A 23,386-nucleotide genomic window follows, 5' to 3' on the forward strand; every position below is an offset into this window, starting at 1 on the left:
CGGGATTACCTCGCAAAGGCGGTACGGCCATAGGCCTGAGTGATACGGTCGATGACCACGGCCAGAATAACGATGGCCAGCCCGGCCTCCAGGCCCAGTCCGACGTTCAGCGTTTGAATGCCCACCAGCACATCTTCACCCAAGCCCCGTGCGCCGATCATTGAGGCGACGACGACCATTGAGAGCGACATCATGGTGGTCTGATTGATACCGGCCATAATGCTCGGCAACGCCAGCGGTAATTGTACGCCGAACAGTTTCTGCCAGCGGTTGGCTCCGAAAGCGGTGACGGACTCCATCACCTCTTTATCGACCTGGCGGATACCCAGGTCGGTCAGGCGGATCAGCGGCGGGGTGGCGTAAATGACCGTGGCCAGGATCGCCGGGACTTTACCCAGCCCGAACAGCATCAGCACCGGGATCAGATAGACGAAGCTTGGCATGGTCTGCATGACGTCCATCAATGGCATCATTACCGAGCGTACCCGATCGCTACGCGCCGCCAGGATCCCTTGCGGAATACCGAGCACTATCGCCAGCAACGTTGCCACCAACACCAGCGCCAGCGTTTGCATCAGTTTGTCCCACATCCCTGCGGTACCGACCAACAGCAGCAGGCCGACCATCACCACCGTCGGCAATACGCGGCGGGTGGCATGCCAGGCTAACAGACCGACGATAATCAGCACCAGCCACCAGGGGGCCGCACGCAGCAGGCTTTCCAATTGGATCACCGCCCACAGCAAGGTATCGGAAATCTTGCGGAACATATCGCCGTAATTATTCACCAGGATTTCCACCCAGTGGTTAATCCAATCGGCGACAGAGAAGGTAAAACGTTCTGGAAACATGATTTTTGCCCCTATCGGGTCTGGAACGCGAAGGCTCCAGACAAGTGTTTACCTGAAAGCTCCCACAGCGCAGGGGCGCAGCATGCTGCGCCCGTCAGATGTTGAGCTGAGAAGCTAAGAGAATGCGCTTACAAAGACGCCTGGATTTTCTTCGCTGCGTCTTCACTCACCCACTGTTGCCAGATTTCCGGGTGCTGTTTGAAGAACTCCAGCGCCAGCTTCTGTGAGCTGATGCGTTCTTTACTCATGCGGGCCAGATTCTGGTTAACCATATCGAGCGGCAGATTGACCTTGGCCAAGACTTCTACCAGCTCTGGGGCTTGCTGGTTAAATACGCTCGACAGGCCGACCTTGATATGGATGGTTTTATTCACACCCGGTTCATCCAGCCTCACCAGATCGAGCTGGCCCATGATCGGCGTGGGTGACCAGTAGTAGAACAGGATCGGTTCGCCACGGCGGTAACTGGAAAGGATTGCGGTATCCAGCGCCGGGCCGGTTCCTGGACGGAAGTTGGTGAACTTATCGGCCAGATTGAAGGTTTTCAGGATGGTGCTGTTATCCAGTTCACAGGTCCAGCCGGCAGGGCAGTTGTAGAAACGCCCTTTGCCAGGTTCTTCCTGATCGCGGAACACCTGAGCATATTTTGCCAGGTCGGGGATGCTTTTCAGATCAGGGGCCAGGGGTTTGATATTACGCTTGGCGTCCCCTTCGATGACATAACGCGGGACATACCAACCCTCGACCGCGCCAACGATGGGTGCTCCTACGCTGACCGCTTTACCGGCTTTCTCGGCCTTGTTCCACACTTCACTACGGCCAATCCACTCTTCGGCGAAGACCTGGATATCATTGGTGCCGACGGCCTGTTCCATGGTGATGGAGTTGCCCGGGAGGGCATCGGTTTGGCAGTCGTACCCTTTTTGCAGCACGTACTGCATGATATCGGTCAGCAGCATGCCGCTTTCCCAATTCAAACCGGCAAATTTAACCGGCTTGCCAGACTCGCACCAGCCGGCAGCCTTGGCGGAAACGCTGCCCATGCTCAGCCCAATGGCAATTAGCGGCACCCACAGCGTTTTCAATAATCCCGATGTTGTTGTTTGCATAGCGCATTTCCCTTGATTATGGGGTCAGTTGATAAGCCCGGGAACGACGGGCCGTTATTACCGGCTTTCCGTTGAGACTACGGCGGGTGAACCCCCACCTTTTTTGCGTACCCACAACGTATAAGCCAGCGTCAGGAAGGCTACCCAGACTAGCCCGACATACAGCGCGATACGGCTTTCCTCGAAGTAACCGAGCAGGCCGATCACGAAGACCATAAACGCCGTAGCCAAGGCGGGAGCGACCGGCCACCAAGGCACCGGGAAGCTCAGCCTGGTCACTTCATCTTTAGTGAGCGTCCGGCGCATGGCGATTTGTGACAGCAGGATCATCAGCCACACCCATACCGTGGCAAAGGTGGCGATGGAGGCAATGATGATGAATATCTGTTTGGGGATCAGGTAGTTGAGCACGACGGCCAGCAGCAGCGCGATGGACATCACTAACACTGTCATCCAAGGCACGCCGTTGCCGGTCAGCTTGGTGAAGGCCTTCGGTGCCTGGCCATCCTGTGCCATGCCGTACATCATGCGGCCAGCGCCAAAGATATCGCTGTTGATGGCGGAGATGGCGGCGGTGATCACCACCACGTTCAACACGTTAGCCGCCGAGCTGATGCCCATATGGCTGAAGATTTCGACAAACGGGCTACCGTTCTGGCCGATGCTGTTCCATGGGTAGATCGACATCAATACCAGCAAGGTCAGTACGTAGAACAACAGGATACGGACGGGGACCGCGTTGATTGCCTTGGGCAATACCTTGGCAGGATCTTTGGCTTCGCTGGCGGTGATGCCGATGATTTCAATGCCGCCGAAGGCAAACATCACCACCGCCAGAGAGGCGATGACGCCACCAATGCCGTTTGGCATAAATCCACCGTGCTGCCACAGGTTGCTGAACCCTGTAGCTTCCTGCGTCACGCCGAAACCGAACAGCATCACGGCGGCTCCGCCAATGATCATCGCCACGATGGCGGCAACCTTGACCAGCGACAGCCAGAACTCCATCTCGCCAAACACTTTGACGCTGCACAGGTTAAGCGCGCCGATAAACAGAATGATGCTCAGCACCCAGACCCATTGCGCGACGTCCGGGAACCATAGCCCCATATAGATACCGAAGGCCGTCACGTCGGCCAGCGCCACGATCACCATTTCAAAGGTGTAGGTCCAGCCGGTGAGGAACCCGGCCAACGGGCCGAGATAATGACTGGCATAGTGGCCGAAGGAGCCGGAGACGGGCTGATGCACCGCCATTTCCCCCAAGGCTCGCATCACCATAAATACCGCCGCGCCGCCCACCAGATAGGCAAGCAGCACGGCCGGGCCAGCCAGTTGAATAGCGCCAGCGGAACCATAAAACAGACCGGTGCCGATAGCCGAACCGAGGGCCATAAAGCGGATATGTCGCGCGTTCAGGCCACGCCGGAGCTGGGGTTTCTCATTACGCATGTTGCTTCTCCGTTTTAATCATATTGTTGTCGGACAGGCAGCGCTATCCACGCCGGGGGAACGAGCCCTGGCGGGATAGAAGACGAATTGTGCAGGGTAATAAGCCGTGCTCCAGACTGACGGGGCACGGCCTAAAGGCGTTACGCCTGGCTAGGTAACAATGCGGTAGGGACCAGAGCGGTCAGATGGCCTGCTGCCAACAGTTGGCTGGCCGCTTCGATATCGGGGGCGAAGAACCGGTCCTTATCGTAGTAGGCAACGTGTTCGCGCAGCAGATGGCGTGCCTGCTCCAGACCTGCGGTGGTTTGCAGGCCCTTACGCAGATCCAGCCCCTGGCAAGCGGCTAACCATTCCACGGCCAGAATGCCGCGGACGTTATCCGCCATTTCCCATAGGCGACGGCCCGCTGCCGGTGCCATCGAGACATGGTCTTCCTGGTTGGCAGACGTCGGGATGCTGTCGACGCTGGCCGGGTGTGCCAAGGCCTTGTTCTCGCTGGTCAGCGCAGCGGCGGTAACCTGAGCGATCATAAAGCCGGAGTTCACCCCGCCGTTATCCACCAGGAACGGGGGCAACTGCGACATGTGTTTATCCATCATCAACGAGATACGGCGCTCGGAGAGTGAACCGATTTCGGCAAATGCCAGCGCCAGGTTATCGGCGGCCATGGCGACCGGCTCGGCGTGGAAGTTGCCGCCGGACAGCACATCACCCTGTTCGGCAAACACCAGCGGATTATCGGAAACGGCGTTGGCCTCAATTTCCAGCACCTCTGCGGCCTGACGGATTTGCGTCAGGCAGGCACCCATCACCTGCGGCTGACAGCGCAGAGAGTAAGGATCTTGCACCTTCTCGCAGTTGGCGTGTGAATCAGACACCGCGCTACGCGCCCCAAGCAGGTGGCGATAAGCGGCGGCGGCGTCGATCTGCCCACGTTGGCCACGGACTTCGTGAATGCGCGGATCGAACGGGCTACGAGAACCCAGAGCGGCCTCGACGGTCAGGCTGCCGGTAACGGTGGCGGCAGCATACAGGTCTTCGGCATCAAACAGGCCACGCAGCGCAAAGGCGGCGGAAACCTGGGTGCCGTTCAGCAATGCCAGGCCCTCTTTGGCCGCCAGCGTTAATGGCTTCAGACCCGCTTTGGCCAGCGCTTCGGTGGCCGGCAACCACTCGCCCTGATAGCGGGCTTTGCCTTCACCCAGCAGCACCAGGCTCATATGGGCCAAGGGAGCCAGATCGCCGGAAGCGCCAACGGAACCTTTCAGCGGAATATGCGGATACACTTCGGCATTCACCAGCGCCATCAGCGCCTGGATCACTTCCAGACGGATGCCGGAGAAGCCACGTGACAGGCTGTTGATTTTCAGCACCATAATCAGGCGCACCAGATTGTCGTCAGTAGGCGCACCGACGCCAGCCGCATGTGACAGCACGATAGAGCGTTGCAGGTTCTCCAAGTCCTCACGGGCGATACGGGTGGAGGCCAGCAGGCCAAACCCGGTATTGATGCCGTAAGTGGTGCGGTTCTCTTCCACGATGCGTTCGACACAGGATACGCTTTGCTGGATTGGGCCATAGGCGTTGTCGTCCAGCGTCAGGGTCACCGGGTGTTGATATACCTGGCGCAGTTCGGCCAGCGTCAGCTTGCCCGGGCGGATAGTCAGAGCTTTCATGCTTTGTCTCCCTGAGTTGCGGCAACCATTGGCAGGTTCAGGCCTTGCTCGCGAGCACAGTCGATAGCGATGTCGTAACCCGCATCGGCATGGCGCATCACGCCGGTGGCCGGGTCGTTATGCAGCACGCGGGCGATACGCTCGGCGGCTTCATCGGTGCCGTCACAGACGATCACCATGCCGGAGTGTTGGGAGAAGCCCATACCGACGCCGCCGCCGTGGTGCAGAGACACCCAGGTGGCACCGCTGGCGGTGTTGAGCAGGGCATTGAGCAGCGGCCAGTCGGACACGGCATCAGAGCCATCTTTCATTGATTCGGTTTCGCGGTTCGGGCTGGCTACCGAGCCGGAGTCCAGGTGGTCACGGCCAATCACGATAGGAGCCGAAAGCTCGCCGCTGCGTACCATCTCGTTAAATGCCAGCCCCAGCTTGGCGCGTTGACCCAGGCCGACCCAGCAGATCCGCGCTGGCAGACCCTGGAAGCTGATGCGTTCACGCGCCATATCCAGCCAACGATGCAGGTGCTCATCGTCTGGGATCAGCTCTTTGACCATCGCATCGGTCTTGTAGATATCCTGCGGATCGCCGGACAGCGCAGCCCAACGGAACGGGCCTACGCCACGGCAGAACAGCGGGCGAATATAGGCAGGCACAAAGCCTGGGAAGTCAAAGGCGTTGGTGACGCCCATCTCTTTAGCCATCTGGCGGATATTATTGCCGTAGTCGAAGGTTGGCACGCCCAGCTTCTGGAACGCTAACATGGCTTCGACGTGTTCGGCCATCGACTGCTTGGCGGCCTTTACCACCACCGCAGGCTCGGTTTGCGCACGGCGGCGATACTCTTCCCAGTTCCAGCCTTTTGGCAGATAACCGTTGAGCGGATCGTGGGCACTGGTCTGGTCGGTGACCATATCCGGACGCACGCCGCGCTTGACCAGTTCAGGCAGGATTTCTGCCGCGTTGCCACACAGGGCGATCGAAATGGCTTTGCCTTCGGCACAGTATTTTTTCAGACGCGCCAGTGCGTCATCCAGATCGGTCGCCTGCTCATCGACATAGCGGGTTTTCAGACGGAAATCGATACGGCTTTGCTGGCATTCAATGTTGAGCGAGCTGGCCCCGGCCAAGGTAGCGGCCAGAGGCTGTGCGCCACCCATGCCACCCAGCCCGGCGGTCAGCACCCAGCGGCCTTTCAGGCTGCCGTCGTAGTGCTGGCGGCCAGCTTCGACGAAGGTTTCGTAAGTCCCTTGCACGATGCCCTGGCTACCGATGTAGATCCAACTGCCGGCGGTCATCTGGCCATACATTGCCAGACCTTTGGCATCCAGCTCGTTAAAGTGTTCCCAGGTGGCCCAATGTGGCACCAGGTTGGAGTTGGCAATCAGCACGCGCGGGGCGTTGCTGTGGGTTTTGAACACGCCGACCGGCTTGCCGGACTGCACCAGCAAGGTTTCGTCGTCTTCCAGCGTTTTGAGGGTGGCAACGATCTTGTCGTAACAGTCCCAATCACGGGCTGCGCGGCCGATACCGCCATAAACCACCAGTTCATGTGGGTTTTCAGCCACTTCAGGATCGAGGTTGTTCATCAGCATGCGCAGCGGCGCTTCGGTCAGCCAGCTTTTGGCCGTTAATTGTGTGCCGCGGGGCGCGCGAATATCAACATGGCGAACTTTGTTATTTGCAGTCACAGCTAGTTCCTCAAACGGTATCGGTACAAATCTCATCTCATGACGTAAACACCGGTCATAACAATGAGCAGGGTTTATTAACATATACTTGTATGTACAAGCATATGCAACAGCGACGACGATTTGAGAAAAACGGCATAAGCAAAGATTATTTGCTTTATAAATCATTCGGTTAAATTTGTTTTTCGGATTAAGTCCATTAGCCAGACGCGGCAAAACAGTGAGCTGCTCTACAAAAATGAATTAAAATAGTGTCATTTTTGAGCGATAAATCACAATAATTTTACATATGGATTACAACTAAGCGGGGGCGATAAAAAAAACCTATTGCCGGGGGAAGCAGGGCGCGGGAGCGCGCCCTGGAGAAGATTAAAGAACGGGTTGTAATATGCTCGAGCGCGTCAGTTTGAATACCGTAGCCAGGCTGGCCAACAGCGCCGGGATCGCCAGAAACAGCAAAATACTTTGTACCTGCCACTCCATCGCCAATAGCTGGGCCGCCATCATGGTGCCAGCCACGCCGCCAAAGCGGCCAATCCCCTGCATCCAGGCAATACCGGTCGCGCGGCTGTGTGTCGGGTAATAGGTAGCCGCCAGAGTTTGCAGGCCGGATTGCGCGCCGTTCATGGTGATGCCCATCAGGAAGATAAAGGTACCGAGCAGCACGATCTGGCTATCCTCGGTGGCCATCGCCACAATCAGCAGGGCGCTGATGGCAAAGCCGGTGGCTACCACCTTGTGGGCATTCCAGCGATCCATCAACCAACCGGCCATCAGGATCCCCAGCGTACCGCCAAAGGTGAACAGTGAAGTCAGGATCGCCGACTGCTCAAGCTGATATCCCAGCCCTTGCATCAATAGCGGCATCCAGCTCAGTAATACGTAGTAGATCACCAACCCCATAAAATAGGTCAGCCATAGCATCAGCGTTCCCACCAGGTAGGGGCGGCTGAACAGCAGGCCGACGCTGGTTTTTGACAAGGCCAGCTTGTCTTCATACAGGTAGAAACGGGAGATATGGCTGATATTGTGGCTGATAAAGCGTTGGGCAATCTGTTTGATTTTGGCCGCATCATGGCCACGGTTCACCATATATTTTACCGATTCCGGCAGCAGCAGGATCAACAGTATGGTGAGCAACAGCGGGGCAATAGCTCCCAGCAGCAACACGCTGTGCCAGCCGTAAGCGGGGATCAGCCACGAAGAGATGGCACCACCGCCAGCCGCTCCCAGCGGAAATCCGCAGTACATGGTGTTGATGGCCAGCGATCGGCAACGCTGCGGGGCGTATTCGGAGATCAGCGTGATGGCATTGGGCATGGCGGCACCCAGCCCAAGCCCGGTGAGGAAACGCCATAGCGTCAGGCTATTGAGTGAGCCTGCGTAGGCGGTGGCCAGACTGGACAGGCCGAAGAACAGGCAGGAAAACACCAGCACCCGCTTGCGGCCAACGCGGTCGGAAATCGGCCCGGCAATCAGGGCGCCCAACGAAAGGCCCAGCAGCGCAGCGCTTAATACCGGCCCCAGATCCTGTTTGACGATCCCCCAGTCTTTGGCCACCGAAGGGGCGATATAGCCCATCGCCGCCGTATCGTAACCGTCGATCGCCAGGATCAGGAAACCCAGGATGATCAAGGTCCAGTGAAACAGCGAAAACTTGCTGTCGTCGATTGCCTGCTGAATATTCAACTCGGTGGAGTGAGCCATAATCCCCTCTGAACGCAGAAATGATGCTGATGGATGGATCGTCGGAACTGCGCCCGACTTGTGCCTGCCTGTCTATACATCTGCGTCACTGTCATGGTTTGTGTCAAATATTTTTAAATTATTTGTTAATTGTATGTTTGTTTTGCGAGGTGGATAACATCGGCCGTTGGCGTTAAGGCTGCAATAAACGCCACCTATTAGCGGGTTAGCTGGAGAAAGCTGCTGGTTGTTGGTAACGGGAAAAGATTTCATACAATTTTCCCGGTTTGGCCGTCCGGGTGGGATCTGCGATAATGCCTCTTTCCCCTTCGAAATTGAGAAAGCGATGCAGTACCCGATTAACGAGATGTTCCAGACCTTGCAGGGCGAAGGCTATTTCACCGGCGTTCCAGCCATTTTTATTCGTCTACAGGGTTGCCCGGTGGGATGCAGCTGGTGCGATACCAAACACACCTGGGAAAAGGACGCCGATCGGGAAGTGGATATGCAGCGCATCCTGGTGAAAACAGCCGAGAGCGATGCCTGGGGCAGCGCCAGCGCAGAACAGTTGCTGGAGGTGATCGAGCAGCAGGGCTATACCGCACGTCATATCGTGATCACCGGCGGAGAGCCGTGCATCTACGATCTGATCCCGATGACCAAGCTGTTTGAGAATGCGGGTTTTGGCTGCCAGATCGAAACCAGCGGTACCCATGAAATCCTCTGTACTCCCAATACCTGGGTAACTGTTTCACCCAAAGTGAATATGCGCGGTGGCTTGAAGGTGATAGAGCAGGCGCTGATGCGGGCCGATGAGATCAAACATCCGGTTGGGCGGGAGCGTGATATTGAGGCGTTGGACGAGTTGCTGGCGACGTTGCACGACGAAAAGCACCGGATTATCGCCTTGCAGCCGATTAGCCAAAAGGAAGATGCGACGCGGCTATGTATTGAAACCTGCATTGCCCGCAACTGGCGGCTTTCGATGCAGACGCACAAGTATCTGAATATCGCCTGAAACTCCCCCCAGATTTGCTCCAGAAAATGTGGGAAATATCAGCGAACTCGATCGGTTCCCTCTCCTTGGGGAGAGGGTTAGGGTGAGGGGAATCGCACTTGGCCAAACCCCTTCATCTATTAACCTTTATATACGCAGCCCGCGGTACAGGTCTCTTTGACCATCACCGCCGACAGTTCTGGCAGTTGCGGTTTCAACTGCTGCCAAATCCAGGCGGCAAGCACTTCGCTGGTCGGATTCTCCAGGCCAGGGATGTCGTTCAGATTATAGTGGTCCAGGCGCTGCCAGATAGGCTTGAAGGCGGCCTTCAGCTCGGCAAAATCCATCACCCAGCCGGTGTGGGCGTCCACTTCTCCGGTAACTTCGATACGCACCATGAACGAATGCCCGTGCAGACGGCCGCATTTGTGGCCCTCCGGTACGTTTGGCAGGTGGTGTGCGGCTTCAAACTGAAAATCTTTAAATAGCGTGGTTGCCATTTGCTACGGCCTCATTGACTCAAAAAACCGCCGAATAGTAACGGAAAGTGAGCCTGCTGACTAATCTTACTCACCTGATAGGGTCTCGCGCTTGATCTTCATGGGGCGGCGCGAGAATAAATTTGTTCGGCCATAGAAAGACTTATCGGGCGCATCATCCAACCTCAAATGCGAGTCATTTCACTTTTTATAAAATAACCATATAAATATCAATCAATTAAAAATTACCATCTAACGATTTAGCCACTATCCCTTACCAGGAAAACTGCTTAGTCGTTTTGGTTATTAATTATTGCTATCCCTTATTTAATCGTTGCAATGACGCTCGGTAACCTTACAAACTCTCCTGGTCTTTTCAGGACATCACACAACAACAATTACAGCGACTGACACTGGCTAAGCATAGGATATCCGTACCGCGATGACGACTCAGGTTCCTCCAACATCTTTGCTCCCGCTGACACCCGAACAGCTCTCGAGTTTACAGGCCGTCATCGGTGGGTATTCCCCAACGCAGCTGGCGTGGTTGTCCGGTTACTTCTGGGGCATGGTCAATCAGCAGCCGGGAAGCGTGGCCTCGGCACCGGTTGCCGCGGCCCCTGCGGCCAGCATTACCCTGATTTCTGCCTCTCAGACCGGCAATGCTCGCCGTCTCGCTGAACAGTTACGCGATGATTTGCTGGCGGCGAAGCTGAGTGTCACCTTGGTCAATGCCGGTGACTACAAGTTCAAGCAAATCGCCCAGGAGCGTCTGCTGGTAGTGATTGCTTCCACCCAAGGTGAAGGCGAACCCGCGGAAGAGGCGGTCGCGCTGCATAAATTCCTGCATTCGAAAAAAGCGCCCAAGCTCACTGAAACCGCCTTTGCGGTGTTTGGCCTGGGGGATAGCTCGTACGAGAATTTCTGCCAGTCCGGCAAGGATTTTGATGGCAAGCTCGCCGAGCTGGGGGCCGAACGCCTGGTGGAGCGCATCGATGCGGACGTGGATTATCAGGAACTGGCTGTTGCCTGGCGCAAGCAGGTGGTGGAAGTCCTGAAGTCGCGAGCACCTGTGGAAAACAGCGCCCCCGCAGCATTGGCCAGCGGCGCGGTCGATCTGATCGATAGCAGCCCTTACAGCAAAGAACAGCCGCTGACCGCCCAACTGGCGGCCAAGCAAAAGATCACCGGCCGTGCTTCCGATAAAGACGTGCGCCATATCGAAATTGATTTAGGCGATTCCGGCCTGCGCTATCAACCGGGCGATGCGCTCGGCGTGTGGTTTGACAACGATCCGGCGTTGGTGGATGAGTTGGTGCAACTGCTGTGGCTGAAAGGCGATGAACTCGTTGAGGTTGAAGGGCAAACCCTGCCGTTGCGCGATGCCCTGCGCAGCCACTTTGAACTGACGCAAAACACCACGCTGATTGTGGAGAAATATGCCGGGCTGTCACGGGACGAACAACTGATTGGCCTGCTGGCCGATAAGCCTAAACTGCAACATTACGCGCAGAACACCCCGATTGTAGACATGGTACGCCAGGCTCCTGCCGATCTGAGCGCAGAGCAGCTACTCAGCCTGCTGCGCCCGCTGACGCCGCGTCTGTACTCCATTGCCTCTTCTCAGGCGGAAAATGACAGCGAAGTGCATATCACCGTTGGCGTAGTGCGCTATGACATTGATGGCCGCAGCCGTGCCGGTGGAGCTTCCAGCTTCCTGGCCGATCGTCTGGAAGAAGAAGGCGAACTGCGGGTCTTTATCGAACATAACGACAACTTCCGCTTGCCGGCCAACCCGGACACACCGCTGATCATGATCGGCCCTGGCACCGGTATTGCCCCATTCCGCGCCTTTATGCAGCAGCGCGAAGCCGACGGTGCCGGGGGTAAAAACTGGCTGTTCTTCGGCAATCCGCACTTTACCGAAGACTTCCTGTATCAGGTTGAATGGCAGCGCTATGTGAAGGATGGCCTGCTGACGCGCATCGATCTGGCCTGGTCACGGGATCAACAACATAAGGTTTACGTGCAGGACAAGCTGCGCGAGCACGGAGCGGAAGTCTGGAACTGGATCCAGCAAGGCGCACACATCTATGTCTGTGGCGACGCCAACCGCATGGCGAAAGACGTTGAAAACACATTGTTAGCACTGGTGGCCGAGCACGGTGGAATGGATACCGAGCTGGCAGACGAATTCTTAAGCGAGCTGCGCCTTGAGCGCCGTTATCAGCGAGACGTTTACTGATGAGTGATAAACACCCCGGGCCTCTGGTGGTTGAAGGCAAACTGGCCGATGCCGAGCGTCTGAAGAAAGAGAGTAACTTCCTGCGCGGAACCATTGCCGAAGATTTACAGGACGGTCTGACCGGCGGTTTTACCGGCGATAATTTTTTGCTGATCCGTTTCCACGGCATGTATCAGCAGGACGATCGTGATATTCGTGCCGAACGTGCAGAGCAGAAGCTCGAGCCGCGCCACGCCATGATGCTGCGCTGCCGCCTGCCGGGGGGGATTATTTCTCCGCAGCAGTGGCTGGGCATCGACAAATTTGCCGCCGAAAGCACGCTGTACGGCAGTATTCGTATCACCAACCGCCAGACGTTCCAGTTTCACGGCATCGTCAAAGGCAATGTGAAACCGGTACACCAGTTGCTGAACCGCCTGGGGCTGGATGCGCTGGCGACCGCCAACGACGTGAACCGTAACGTACTCTGCACCTCGAATCCGGTGGAGTCGGAGCTGCATCAGGAGGCGTACGAATGGGCGAAGAAAATCTCCGAGCACCTGCTGCCGCGTACCCGCGCCTATGCCGAAGTGTGGCTGGATAAAGAAAAAGTCGCGACCACGGACGAAGAGCCGATCCTGGGAGCCACTTACCTGCCACGCAAGTTTAAAACTACGGTGGTGATCCCGCCGCAGAACGATGTGGATCTGCACGCCAACGACATGAACTTTGTGGCGATTGCCGAGCACGGCAAGCTGGTGGGCTTTAACCTGCTGGTGGGCGGCGGTCTGTCCATCGAGCACGGCAACAAGAAAACCTATGCGCGTACGGCGAGTGAGTTTGGCTATATTCCGCTGGAGCACACGTTGGCTGTCGCCGAAGCGGTAGTGACGACCCAGCGTGACTGGGGCAACCGTACCGACCGTAAGAACGCGAAAACCAAATATACGCTGGAGCGGGTAGGGGTAGATACCTTCCGCGCCGAAGTTGAAAAGCGTGCCGGTATCACCTTTGCGCCGGTGCGTCCGTACGAGTTTACTGGCCGTGGCGATCGCATCGGCTGGGTCAAAGGAGTCGATAACCACTGGCACCTGACGCTGTTTATTGAAAACGGCCGCCTGCTGGATTACCCAGGCCGTCCGCTGAAAACCGGCGTGGCCGAGATCGCCAGGATCCACCAGGGTGATTTCCGCTTAACGGCTAACCAGAACCTGATCGTCGCTGGGGTACCGGAAAGCGAAAAGGCCAGGATCGAAGCGCTGGCGCGCCAGCATGGTCTGATCGACGACGGAATCAGCGAGCAGCGCAAGAACTCAATGGCCTGCGTATCCTACCCAACTTGCCCGCTGGCGATGGCGGAGGCCGAACGCTTCCTGCCAGAGTTTGTGACCAAGGTCGAGGGCATCATGCACCGGCATGGCGTGGGTGATGAGCATGTGGTGCTGCGTATCACCGGTTGCCCGAACGGCTGTGGCCGGGCGCTGCTGGCGGAAATTGGCCTGGTCGGTAAAGCGATTGGCCGCTACAACCTGCATCTGGGGGGGAACCGTGAAGGGACGCGTATTCCGCGCATGTATCGGGAAAACATTAACGAAGAGGAAATCCTGCAAACTATCGATCAGCTGGTAGGCCGTTGGGCAACGGAGCGTAACGCTGGCGAAGGCTTTGGCGACTTCACCGTTCGCACCGGCATTATCCGGCCAGTGCTGGATCCCGCGCAGGATTTCTGGGAATAACCATCGCGGCTGCATGCTATATCGGTGCAGCCAATCCCCTCACCCCGGCCCTCTCCCAAAGGGAGAGGGGGAAGCCCGAGGTTTGATGCCGCACTGGTGCTCTAGCTACTTTGTAGAGCGATATGCTGAATACGGGCACGTACGGTTCCCTCTCCCTTTGGGAGAGGGTTAGGGTGAGGGGCCACATCAACACTATCAGGAGATCGCATCATGGCTGAATGGGATCTGGCGGCGCTGAACGCGTTACCAAAATCCGGGCAGGCGCTGGCATTGGCGGTCGTTAACGGCCAGTTGGAACAGCTTTCGGCGCAGGAGAGAGTCGCCTGGGCACTGGAACATCTGCCGGGGGAGTTTGTGCTCTCCTCCAGCTTTGGTATTCAGGCGGCGGTGTGTCTGCATCTGGTCACGCGCATCAAGCCGGATATCCCGGTGATCCTGACCGATACCGGCTATCTGTTCCCGGAAACCTACCAGTTTATCGATCAACTGGCCGACCAGCTGAACCTGAACCTACAGGTATTCCGCGCCGAGCATTCACCGGCCTGGCAAGAGGCGCGCTACGGCAAGCTTTGGGAGCAGGGCGTTGAGGGGATTGAGCAGTACAACCAGATCAACAAGGTTGAGCCGATGAACCGCGCGCTGGAAACGCTGGGGGCCCAAACCTGGTTTGCTGGCCTGCGTCGTGAGCAATCGGGCAGCCGTGCCAACCTGCCGGTGCTGGCAGTGCAGCGTGGGGTGTTCAAGATCCTGCCGATCATCGACTGGGATAACCGCCAGATTTATCAGTATCTGACCGAGCATGGGCTGAGCTATCACCCGCTGTGGGATCAGGGCTACCTGTCGGTGGGCGATACCCACACCACCCGGAAATGGGAAGAGGGCATGAGCGAAGAGGAAACCCGCTTCTTCGGCCTGAAGCGCGAGTGTGGCCTGCACGAAGGGTGATGGCTGATAGCGGCTCTGAACTAACTCACTCTCCCTAAATCAGCGTCCATGAGGTTCGCTGTCTGTACGTTGGGAGAGGGGTTGTAACTCACAAATGGGCGCAGCATGCAGCGTCCCTACGGTCGTTGGACACGGCAATAACTGCACTAGCTTAATAACATGTGCCGCAAGAGAGCGCGGGTTAAATCTTGGCGTGTTCGGCAAGGCTCGGTCAGACGCACTTCATACATGATAGGTTACTCCTTAACCTCTTGCAGCCCTTAACCTTTTCAGTGCTTCATCAGGCGTGAGGACTTTCCCTTCAACGACTTCTTGTTTGGCTTTCAACGCTAGTTTTAGCAGTGCCAGGGATTGCTGTTCCTGTTCCCAGGCAGCCAACTCCTCTTGTCGTTCCAAGGCCGTTTGAACGAATAATTCAGCAGTTCCGTTTTTAGTCACCCAAACACCTCCTTTGAAATTATCAGGTGATCCAAGGCTCTCTCGGGTCGCTTTTTGCGATAAGGTTTATGTGCGCACTCATCGGCTTCTTCTCGCATACGGATTTCACTCAGTATACTTAACCGAGGGGATGAGCACAAAATTTGTACTCTATGTTCGCCCAACTATTTCTTCTTTTTCTTCTTCGGCTCTGGGGCTGGATGCGCCTGTACCAGTTCTTTCACCAGCGGTAACAGGATCCGCACGCTGTCACGGCTGCGTTTATCGATCCGCCCCGGCAGATGGGTTTCCAGGTATTGCAGATTGTCGAATTGCGGACGATGCCAGGTGATACCCTGCGGGAAGCTCGGGCTGACGATACGCTGCTGATAACCGTCCTTCTCCCCCAGCGACCAGTTGGTCGCCTCTACCGCCATCACCGGGATTTTGGCCTCATCAAAGATAATCTGATCGGAACAGCAGCCGGTGCCTTTGGGGAACGCTTTGCTACCAGGGTTGATGGCCGCTTCGATACCATAACGGTGGGCGATATTCAGCGCCCGATCGCGGGATCTGGCTATCACTTCCGGCTCGGTGTTGCGTCCTGAATGGAAATAGAGGCGATCGCCGGTGATCAGGCTGTCGAGGTTAATCACCAGCAGCGTGTTATTGCGTTCATCCTGCGTCATGCGGCCGAGGTAGTTTTTCGCCCCCACCGATTTGAGTTCTTCACCGCTCATGGCTACAAAACGCAGGCTATAGGTGGTAGGGATGTTTTTCAGCCGGTTGGCCAATTCCAGCATCACGCCCACGCCAGAGGCGTTGTCGTCGACCCCTTGCAGCGTCAGGCCGCCGAGATTGTTGTCCACCTCATCGTCGCTAAGCGGGGTATAGGTATCGAAGTGCGCCATGATGATCACCTGCTGGGGGCGTTCACCTTTTTTGGTCGCAATCACCGAACTGACGCTGATCTTGCGCCAGTTTTCACTGCCGTCTTTGTTGGTGTAGAGATAACGGGCGTCAAAGGTGCGGCTGTCAGCCGGGTAGCCCATCTCGCTAAACTGTTGTTTCAGATAGTCGGCGGCCAATAGTTCTGCCGGGCTGCCCGCCATGCGGCCGGGGAAGTAGGTGGCGATGTGACGTATCTGGCTGGCGGCGAACTGGCCCATCGGGGCGTCTTTTACGGGTTTGGTAGCGGCCGAAACGCTTACAGCACTGCCGAGAGCGACTAACAACAGCCCAGCCCTCAGACACAAGCGGGAAAACATACCGAAAAATCCTTCTTTGACAGCGGTGATGCCGATTATTTTTGCGGTAGTCAGTATGGGACGCTACGGGCGATAAGACAATTTCTTCGCGTCCTATTTTTGTCTGAGATGCACGACGTTAAACCACCCTGTTCAACGATGCTCCATTTCGATTCACTCGCTGCCTGTCTATTTAACCTCGTTGTAGCCTGCCTTATTCCATTTAAGAACATCTCATGCCTTTTCGTCATTTCAGGGGGCAAATCGCACGCCGTATAGTCACCCTATCAATTTGTTATATGAAAAGGCCGTTGTGGACTATCTACCAATATTTGCCGACCTGAAACAACGCCCGGTGCTGGTGGTGGGCGGCGGCGAAGTGGCTGCACGCAAAGTCGACCTCCTGCTTCGTGCTGGGGCCGAAGTGCGGATCGTGGCGCAGGCGCTCTCCGCTGAGCTGGAGCAACAACATCTGCAAGGGCAAGTTCACTGGCTGGCGCAGAGCTTTGTGCCGCAGCAACTTGACGACGTTTTTCTGGTGATTGCCGCTACCGACGATAGCGCGCTGAACGCCGAGGTGTATGCCGAAGCGGATAAGCGCCGCGTGCTGGCCAACGTGGTAGACGATCAACCGCGCTGTTCTTTTATCTTCCCGTCGATTATCGATCGCTCACCGTTGGTGGTGGCCGTGTCATCCAGCGGCCAGGCTCCGGTATTGGCGCGGATGCTGCGCGAGAAACTGGAAGCCCTGCTGCCTACCAGCCTGGGACAGATGGCAGCACTGGCAGGTGGGTTGCGTGGCAAAGTGAAACAACAGTTGGCTTCCATGGGGGCCAGACGGCGTTTCTGGGAACAGGCGTTCAATGGCCGTTTTGCTACGCTGGTGGCGAATGGGCAGGCTGAGCAGGCACAACAGCAGTTGGATCAGGATTTAACGGCTTTTGCGCAGGGTAATAAGGGTAAGCAAGGTGAGATCGCGCTGGTCGGGGCAGGCCCGGGCGATGTCGGCTTGTTAACCTTACGCGGGCTGCAGGTCATGCAGCAGGCCGACGTGGTGCTTTACGATCATCTGGTGAGTGAAGAGACGCTGGATTTGGTGCGTCGCGACGCTGAACGTATCTGCGTGGGCAAACGCGCCGGTGCACACTCGGTGATCCAGGAAGAGACCAATCGGCTGCTGGTGGAACTGGCGCAGCAGGGGAAGCGGGTAGTGCGGTTGAAAGGCGGCGATCCCTTTATCTTTGGCCGGGGTGGCGAAGAGTTACAGGTGGCCGCCGCTGCCGGAATTCCTTTCCAGGTGGTGCCGGGTGTGACCGCCGCCGCAGGGGCTACGGCCTATGCGGGTATTCCACTGACGCACCGCGATCATGCACAGAGCGTCACCTTTATTACCGGCCATGGCCGTGACGATGAAGACGGCCTGGATTGGCCCGCTCTGGCGCGGGCGCGTCAGACATTGGCGATCTACATGGGCACCATGAAGGCGGCGGATATCAGCCGTAATCTGATCGCCCATGGTCGTGACGCAGCGACACCGGTAGCGGTGATCAGCCGGGGGACGCGGGCCGATCAACAGGTGCAGACCGGCACCCTGCAACAGCTGGAACAATTAACTCGGCAGGCACCGTTACCGGCGCTGCTGGTGATCGGTGAAGTGGTGGAATTACATCATCAAATCGCCTGGTTTGGGCATCAATCGCAGACGGCAGTGGCAGCGCGCCCGGCCGTCGTGAATTTGGCTTAAGGATCTGTTATGGACCAAAAACGACTCACCCATTTGCGGCAATTGGAGGCGGAGAGCATCCATATTATCCGTGAAGTGGCCGCCGAATTCGGCAATCCGGTGATGCTCTATTCCATCGGTAAAGACTCCTCGGTGATGCTGCATCTGGCACGCAAGGCGTTCTACCCGGGCACGCTGCCGTTCCCGCTGCTGCATGTGGATACCGGCTGGAAGTTCCGCGAAATGTATCAATTCCGCGATCGTACCGCCAAAGAGTACGGCTTCGAGCTGCTGATCCACAAAAACCCGGAAGGGGTGGCGATGGGTATTAACCCGTTTGTTCACGGCAGCGCCAAGCATACCGATATCATGAAAACCGAAGGCCTCAAGCAGGCGCTGAACAAGTACGGTTTTGACGCCGCCTTTGGTGGCGCGCGCCGCGATGAGGAAAAATCCCGCGCCAAAGAGCGGATCTACTCGTTCCGCGATCGCTTCCACCGCTGGGATCCGAAAAACCAGCGCCCGGAGCTGTGGCACAACTATAACGGCCAGATCAACAAGGGCGAGAGCATCCGCGTGTTCCCGCTGTCAAACTGGACCGAACTGGATATCTGGCAATACATCTTCCTGGAGAAGATCGACATCGTTCCGCTCTATCTGGCCAAACCGCGCCCGGTAGTGGAACGCGACGGCATGTTGATGATGGTGGATGACGATCGTATCGATCTGCAACCGGGCGAAGTGATCAGCCAGCGAATGGTGCGCTTCCGTACTCTCGGCTGCTGGCCGTTGACCGGCGCGGTAGATTCTTCTGCGCAGACGCTGCCGGAGATCATCGAGGAAATGCTGGTCTCCACCACCAGCGAACGTCAGGGCCGCATGATCGACCGCGATCAGTCCGGTTCGATGGAGCTGAAAAAGCGCCAAGGGTATTTCTAAGGAGCCGCCGGAATGAACAACGTTATTGCACAACAAATCGCTGAACAGGGCGGGGTAGAGGCTTATCTGCACGCGCAGCAACACAAGAGTCTGCTACGCTTTCTGACCTGCGGCAGCGTGGACGACGGCAAAAGTACCCTGATCGGTCGTTTGCTGCACGATACCCGCCAGATCTACGAAGACCAGCTGTCTACCTTGCATACCGACAGCAAACGCATCGGTACCCAAGGGGAGAAGCTCGATCTGGCCTTACTGGTGGATGGTTTGCAGGCGGAGCGTGAGCAGGGCATTACCATCGACGTGGCCTACCGCTATTTCTCGACTGAAAAGCGCAAATTTATCATTGCCGATACGCCGGGACATGAGCAGTACACCCGCAATATGGCTACCGGTGCCTCGACTTGCGATCTGGCGATCCTGTTGATCGATGCCCGCAAGGGCGTGCTGGATCAGACCCGTCGCCACAGCTTTATTGCCACGCTGCTCGGCATTCGCCATCTGGTGGTGGCGGTGAACAAAATGGATCTGGTGGATTACAGCCAGGCGGTGTTTGAGCAGTTCAAAGAGGATTACCTGACCTTCGCTCAGCAACTGCCCAACGACCTGGAAATCAAGTTTGTGCCGCTGTCGGCGTTGGATGGTGACAACGTTGCCAGCCAAAGCGTACAGATGCCTTGGTACAGCGGCCCAACGCTGCTGGAAGTGCTGGAAACGGTAGATGTCATCAGCGAGCGTGAACACCAGCCGCTGCGCTTCCCGGTGCAATACGTCAACCGCCCGAATCTCGATTTCCGTGGTTATGCAGGGACGTTGTCTGCCGGTGTGGTTCGCGTGGGCCAGCGCATTAAAGTGCTGCCATCCGGCGTTGAGTCCACCGTGGCACGCATCGTGACCTTCGATGGCGATCTGCCAGAGGCAGGGCCGGGTGAAGCGATTACGCTGGTACTGAAAGATGAAGTCGACATCAGCCGGGGTGACCTGCTGGTGGACGCCAGCGAAACCCTACAGGCTACGCAAAGCGCCTTGGCAGACGTGGTATGGATGGCGGAACAGCCGCTGTTACCGGGCCAGAGCTATGACATCAAGGTGGCTGGCAAGAAAACCCGCGCCCGCATTGAGAGCATTCGCCATCAGGTGGAGATCAACTCGCTGGCGCAGCATCAGGCCGACGTGTTGCCCTTAAACGGTATCGGGCTGGTGGAACTGACCTTCGACGAACCGTTGGTGCTCGACAGTTATCAGCAGAACCATGATACCGGTGGCCTGATCTTTATCGATCGTTTAACTAACGTCACGGTCGGCGCGGGGTTGATTCGCGAAGCCTTGCAGCAGGATAATCCGGCAGCGGCGGGGGATTTCAGCGCCTTTGAACTGGAGCTGAACGCCTTGGTACGCAAGCACTTCCCACACTGGGGTGCGCGTGACTTGCTCAAGGGGAATTAACGTGGCCGAGGCCGAGTTAGCGAAAGACGAAAACGTGGTATGGCACCCGCATGCGGTAACGCGTGCGGAGCGCGAAGCGGCCAACGGCCATCAGGGCGTGGTGCTGTGGTTTACCGGCCTGTCCGGTTCGGGGAAATCGACCGTGGCTGGCGCACTTGAGCAGGCTCTGCATCAATTGGGCGTCAGCACCTACCTGCTGGATGGCGACAACGTGCGCCACGGCCTGTGCAGGGATCTGGGGTTTTCTGACGAGGATCGGCGTGAGAACATCCGTCGGGTCGGTGAGGTGGCCAAGCTGATGGTGGATGCCGGGCTGGTAGTGTTGACGGCGTTTATCTCGCCACACCGTGCCGAACGGCAGCTGGTACGTGAAATGCTGGCCGAGGGGCAGTTCATCGAAGTGTATGTCGACACCCCGCTGGCGATTTGCGAGGCTCGTGACCCGAAAGGATTGTACAAAAAGGCCCGCGCCGGCGAGCTGCGTAATTTCACCGGTATTGACTCGGTTTATGAGGCGCCCGTGTTGCCGGATATACACCTCAATGGTGAACAATTGGTAACAAATTTAGCTGAGCAATTGTTAGACGTACTGCGTGGTAAAGCTATTATCAAACCCTGAATTCGATAAAGGCGTGTGGCGCGGTCAGCCATGCGCTTTTTAGCCTTAGCCCGCCGCAGAGCGAGCCGCATGCCCATGTGGATACATTGGGTATCAAACAGGTAACGCTATGCAAAACGCCACACCACTATTGATAGATACACAGCTCGAGCCCGACGAGCCCTCTTATTCGTTTCTGGGGGCAACCAGCGGTTTCGTCTTCTACTGGCTGGCGTTCACCGTGCCTTTTATGGTTTACGGTTCTAACACTCTGTTTTTCCTGCTTTATACCTGGCCTTTCTTCCTGGCTTTAATGCCAGCGTCTGTGTTGGTGGGGATCACTTTCAGCATGGTGCTACGTGGGCGACTGATCCTCACGCTGTTGCTGACCGGTGCCGCCGTCATCTGCCTGTTCTGGCTGGTGTTCAGTTTTCTTAGTGGTTGGTAGAGGCGCCCTCACCCTAACCCTCTCCCCCAGGAGAGGGAACCAGATCGAGTTTGTTGATAGTGCTGTACTTCCCGAAGCGGCACAAATTAACCAAGTACTCCGCACTAGCCCCCTCGCCCTTTGGGAGAGGGTTGGGGTGAGGGGAACCAGACGTCAACAGATGTCTAAACCGTGCGGAAGGTTACAAAACTTTGCTTAGGAATGCCTGCGTGCGCGGATTGGTCGGGTGAGTGAAGATATGCTCCGGCGTGCCTTCTTCCTGAATAATCCCCTGATCGATAAACAGCACCCGGTCGGCCACTTCGCGGGCGAAGCCCATTTCATGGGTGACCACCACCATCGTCATGCCTTCCAGCGCCAGCGCTTTCATCACCGCCAACACTTCACCGACCAACTCCGGATCCAACGCTGAGGTCGGCTCGTCAAACAGCATGATTTGCGGTTCCATCGCCAATGCACGGGCAATGGCGACACGCTGTTGCTGCCCGCCGGACAGGCTGCTCGGATAGGCATCAATCTTGTCCAGCAGGCCCACTTTGTTCAGTAGCACCTCGGCGCGTTCAATGGCCTCGCTGCGCGACAGTTTTTTCACCCCCATCGGCGCCATGATGATGTTTTCCAACACCGTCATATGCGGGAACAGGTTAAAGCGCTGGAATACCATGCCCACGCTTTCACGCATTTTGTTCAGATCGGTCTTCTGGTCGTGAATGGCAAAGCCATTGACGTCGATCTCACCGCCGGAGAGCGTCTCCAGCGCGTTGATACAGCGGAGGAAGGTGCTTTTACCGGAGCCGGATGGGCCGATAATGCACACCACTTCTTTCGGCGCGATCTGGCAGGAGATACCGCGCAGCACGTGGCTTTCGCCAAATTGTTTTTGCAGATTATGTACGCGAATCACTTTTACCGAACCTTTTTTCCATGTGTTGCACCATCAGCGAGAGCAGGAAGGTGATGACCCAATAGATCACTGAAATCGTCAGATAGGGCTCCCAGTAGGTGGCGTACGCGCCGGAAACGGTACGTGCGGCATAGGCCAGATCCGCCAGACCAATTGCGGAGGCCAGGGAGGAATCCTTGACGATGGCGATGGCGTTATTGCCGAGCGGTGGCAGCATGCGGCGGAAGGCCTGCGGCAGGATCACTTTGCGCATGGTTTTGCCGTAACCCATCCCCAGCGAGCGTGAAGCCTCCATTTGGCCGCGATCGATCGACTGGATACCGGCACGGAAGATCTCGGAGACGTAGGCACCGGCATTGAGCGTGATAGCGACCACGCACGACAGGAAGGCACCGTAATCGGAGCGCAATGCACGGGCGAAGTCGACGCTCATCAAACCGTTACTGACCAGCAGGCCGTCACGCGGGTTGATAAACAGCGGCACCAGCGCGAAGTGAACCACCATGATTTGCACAAACAGCGGCGTGCCCCGGAAGGCGCTGATATAGATACGCACCGGCCATTGCACGCAATAGTGCAGGATCGGTTTCCAGATGCCGTGCGGAGCCTGAGCCAGGCGGCCTAACCCGAGGATCAGTCCCCATGTGGTGCCCAGGATCACGCAGATGATGGTACATTTGATGGTCATCCAGGCACCCTCCATAAACAACGGAGCGTATTCCTCAATGATCTCCCAACGGAATGCTGACAAAATTTAATCCTTACGATGGTAATGCGAACGTGCGGGTCTAATACGTAGGGGCGCACTCAATTGCGCCCCTATT

At 56.9% G+C, this 23,386-nt stretch carries 19 protein-coding genes and 1 pseudogene; 9 read left to right on the top strand and 11 right to left on the bottom strand.

From position 1 onward, the window contains the following. Positions 1-5 precede the first annotated feature (5 nt). The 6 genes from ACRDCA_RS08225 to ACRDCA_RS08250 form a co-directional block, all read right to left on the bottom strand. The gene (locus ACRDCA_RS08225; RefSeq protein ID WP_438689095.1) at positions 6-851 is read right to left on the bottom strand and encodes an ABC transporter permease; all 846 of its coding nucleotides are present in this window, start codon (positions 849-851) and stop codon (positions 6-8) included. A 128-nt stretch (positions 852-979) separates the two neighbouring features. Continuing rightward, on the bottom strand, positions 980-1,960 hold the full coding sequence (locus tag ACRDCA_RS08230) for an ABC transporter substrate-binding protein (protein WP_438689096.1): 981 nt from the start codon (positions 1,958-1,960) through the stop codon (positions 980-982). Positions 1,961-2,017: 57 nt separating this feature from the next. Further along, positions 2,018-3,412 (bottom strand): amino acid permease, encoded by a 1,395-nt coding sequence (locus tag ACRDCA_RS08235; RefSeq protein WP_438689097.1) that lies wholly within the window; start codon positions 3,410-3,412, stop codon positions 2,018-2,020. Positions 3,413-3,552: 140 nt separating this feature from the next. Beyond that, positions 3,553-5,088, bottom strand: coding sequence for a histidine ammonia-lyase (gene hutH / locus ACRDCA_RS08240; protein ID WP_438689098.1), 1,536 nt, complete (start codon positions 5,086-5,088; stop codon positions 3,553-3,555). After that, a complete protein-coding gene (hutU, locus tag ACRDCA_RS08245) occupies positions 5,085-6,776 on the bottom strand; it encodes a urocanate hydratase (protein WP_438689099.1) in 1,692 nt (563 codons plus the stop codon). The genes hutH and hutU overlap by 4 nt, the downstream gene beginning before the upstream one ends. 369 nt (positions 6,777-7,145) lie before the next feature. Further along, a complete protein-coding gene (locus tag ACRDCA_RS08250; RefSeq protein WP_438689100.1) occupies positions 7,146-8,483 on the bottom strand; it encodes an MFS transporter in 1,338 nt (445 codons plus the stop codon). A 325-nt stretch (positions 8,484-8,808) separates the two neighbouring features. Here ACRDCA_RS08250 and queE point away from each other — a divergent pair, with 325 nt between their 5' ends. Further along, entirely contained in the window at positions 8,809-9,480 is a 672-nt protein-coding gene (gene queE / locus ACRDCA_RS08255) for a 7-carboxy-7-deazaguanine synthase QueE (RefSeq protein ID WP_438689101.1), read from the top strand. A gap of 119 nt (positions 9,481-9,599) precedes the next feature. On the opposite strand, the gene queD is transcribed toward queE, so the two are convergent. Further along, positions 9,600-9,959 carry a 6-carboxytetrahydropterin synthase QueD gene (gene queD / locus ACRDCA_RS08260; RefSeq protein ID WP_021179400.1) on the bottom strand — a complete coding sequence of 120 codons (360 nt, stop codon included), beginning with the start codon at positions 9,957-9,959 and terminating at the stop codon, positions 9,600-9,602. A 421-nt stretch (positions 9,960-10,380) separates the two neighbouring features. On the opposite strand from queD, the gene cysJ reads away from it, so the two are divergent. The 3 genes from cysJ (at position 10,381) to cysH (ending at position 14,843) form a co-directional block, all read left to right on the top strand. Next, on the top strand, positions 10,381-12,183 hold the full coding sequence (cysJ, locus tag ACRDCA_RS08265) for an NADPH-dependent assimilatory sulfite reductase flavoprotein subunit (RefSeq protein WP_438689102.1): 1,803 nt from the start codon (positions 10,381-10,383) through the stop codon (positions 12,181-12,183). Beyond that, positions 12,183-13,898, top strand: a complete 1,716-nt coding sequence (cysI, locus tag ACRDCA_RS08270) for an assimilatory sulfite reductase (NADPH) hemoprotein subunit (RefSeq protein WP_438689103.1) — start codon at positions 12,183-12,185, stop codon at positions 13,896-13,898. Before cysJ ends, cysI begins: the two co-directional genes overlap by 1 nt. Before the next feature lie 210 nt (positions 13,899-14,108). Then, positions 14,109-14,843, top strand: coding sequence for a phosphoadenosine phosphosulfate reductase (cysH, locus tag ACRDCA_RS08275; RefSeq protein ID WP_438689104.1), 735 nt, complete (start codon positions 14,109-14,111; stop codon positions 14,841-14,843). Between the two features lie 243 nt (positions 14,844-15,086). Here cysH and ACRDCA_RS08280 read toward each other — a convergent pair. Together ACRDCA_RS08280 and ACRDCA_RS08285 are read right to left on the bottom strand one after the other, a co-directional pair. Continuing rightward, positions 15,087-15,347 (bottom strand): annotated as a pseudogene (locus ACRDCA_RS08280) (hypothetical protein); the annotation flags it as partial. Positions 15,348-15,445: 98 nt separating this feature from the next. Beyond that, positions 15,446-16,528: an aminopeptidase gene (locus tag ACRDCA_RS08285; protein ID WP_438689105.1), complete on the bottom strand. Its 1,083-nt coding sequence runs from the start codon at positions 16,526-16,528 to the stop codon at positions 15,446-15,448. A 292-nt stretch (positions 16,529-16,820) separates the two neighbouring features. Here ACRDCA_RS08285 and cysG point away from each other — a divergent pair, with 292 nt between their 5' ends. The 5 genes from cysG (at position 16,821) to ACRDCA_RS08310 (ending at position 21,658) form a co-directional block, all read left to right on the top strand. Continuing rightward, positions 16,821-18,251, top strand: a complete 1,431-nt coding sequence (gene cysG, locus ACRDCA_RS08290) for a siroheme synthase CysG (protein WP_438689106.1) — start codon at positions 16,821-16,823, stop codon at positions 18,249-18,251. Positions 18,252-18,260: 9 nt separating this feature from the next. Next, positions 18,261-19,169, top strand: a complete 909-nt coding sequence (cysD, locus tag ACRDCA_RS08295) for a sulfate adenylyltransferase subunit CysD (RefSeq protein WP_438689107.1) — start codon at positions 18,261-18,263, stop codon at positions 19,167-19,169. 12 nt (positions 19,170-19,181) lie between these two features. Continuing rightward, positions 19,182-20,612 (top strand): sulfate adenylyltransferase subunit CysN, encoded by a 1,431-nt coding sequence (gene cysN, locus ACRDCA_RS08300; RefSeq protein ID WP_438689108.1) that lies wholly within the window; start codon positions 19,182-19,184, stop codon positions 20,610-20,612. Continuing rightward, positions 20,608-21,231 (top strand): adenylyl-sulfate kinase, encoded by a 624-nt coding sequence (gene cysC / locus ACRDCA_RS08305; protein ID WP_438689190.1) that lies wholly within the window; start codon positions 20,608-20,610, stop codon positions 21,229-21,231. Before cysN ends, cysC begins: the two co-directional genes overlap by 5 nt. Before the next feature lie 109 nt (positions 21,232-21,340). After that, complete coding sequence (locus ACRDCA_RS08310) at positions 21,341-21,658, top strand: DUF3561 family protein (protein WP_438689109.1); 318 nt, start codon at positions 21,341-21,343, stop codon at positions 21,656-21,658. Positions 21,659-21,839: 181 nt separating this feature from the next. Here ACRDCA_RS08310 and ACRDCA_RS08315 read toward each other — a convergent pair whose 3' ends face one another. Both ACRDCA_RS08315 and ACRDCA_RS08320 read right to left on the bottom strand, forming a co-directional pair. Then, positions 21,840-22,562, bottom strand: coding sequence for an amino acid ABC transporter ATP-binding protein (locus ACRDCA_RS08315; RefSeq protein WP_438689110.1), 723 nt, complete (start codon positions 22,560-22,562; stop codon positions 21,840-21,842). Further along, on the bottom strand, positions 22,546-23,313 hold the full coding sequence (locus ACRDCA_RS08320; RefSeq protein WP_025122021.1) for an amino acid ABC transporter permease: 768 nt from the start codon (positions 23,311-23,313) through the stop codon (positions 22,546-22,548). Before ACRDCA_RS08320 ends, ACRDCA_RS08315 begins: the two co-directional genes overlap by 17 nt. Positions 23,314-23,386: the final 73 nt, after the last annotated feature.

Origin of the sequence: Serratia sp. (in: enterobacteria), assembly GCF_051654945.1 — a bacterium.
In the GTDB taxonomy this organism is placed as follows: domain Bacteria; phylum Pseudomonadota; class Gammaproteobacteria; order Enterobacterales; family Enterobacteriaceae; genus Chania.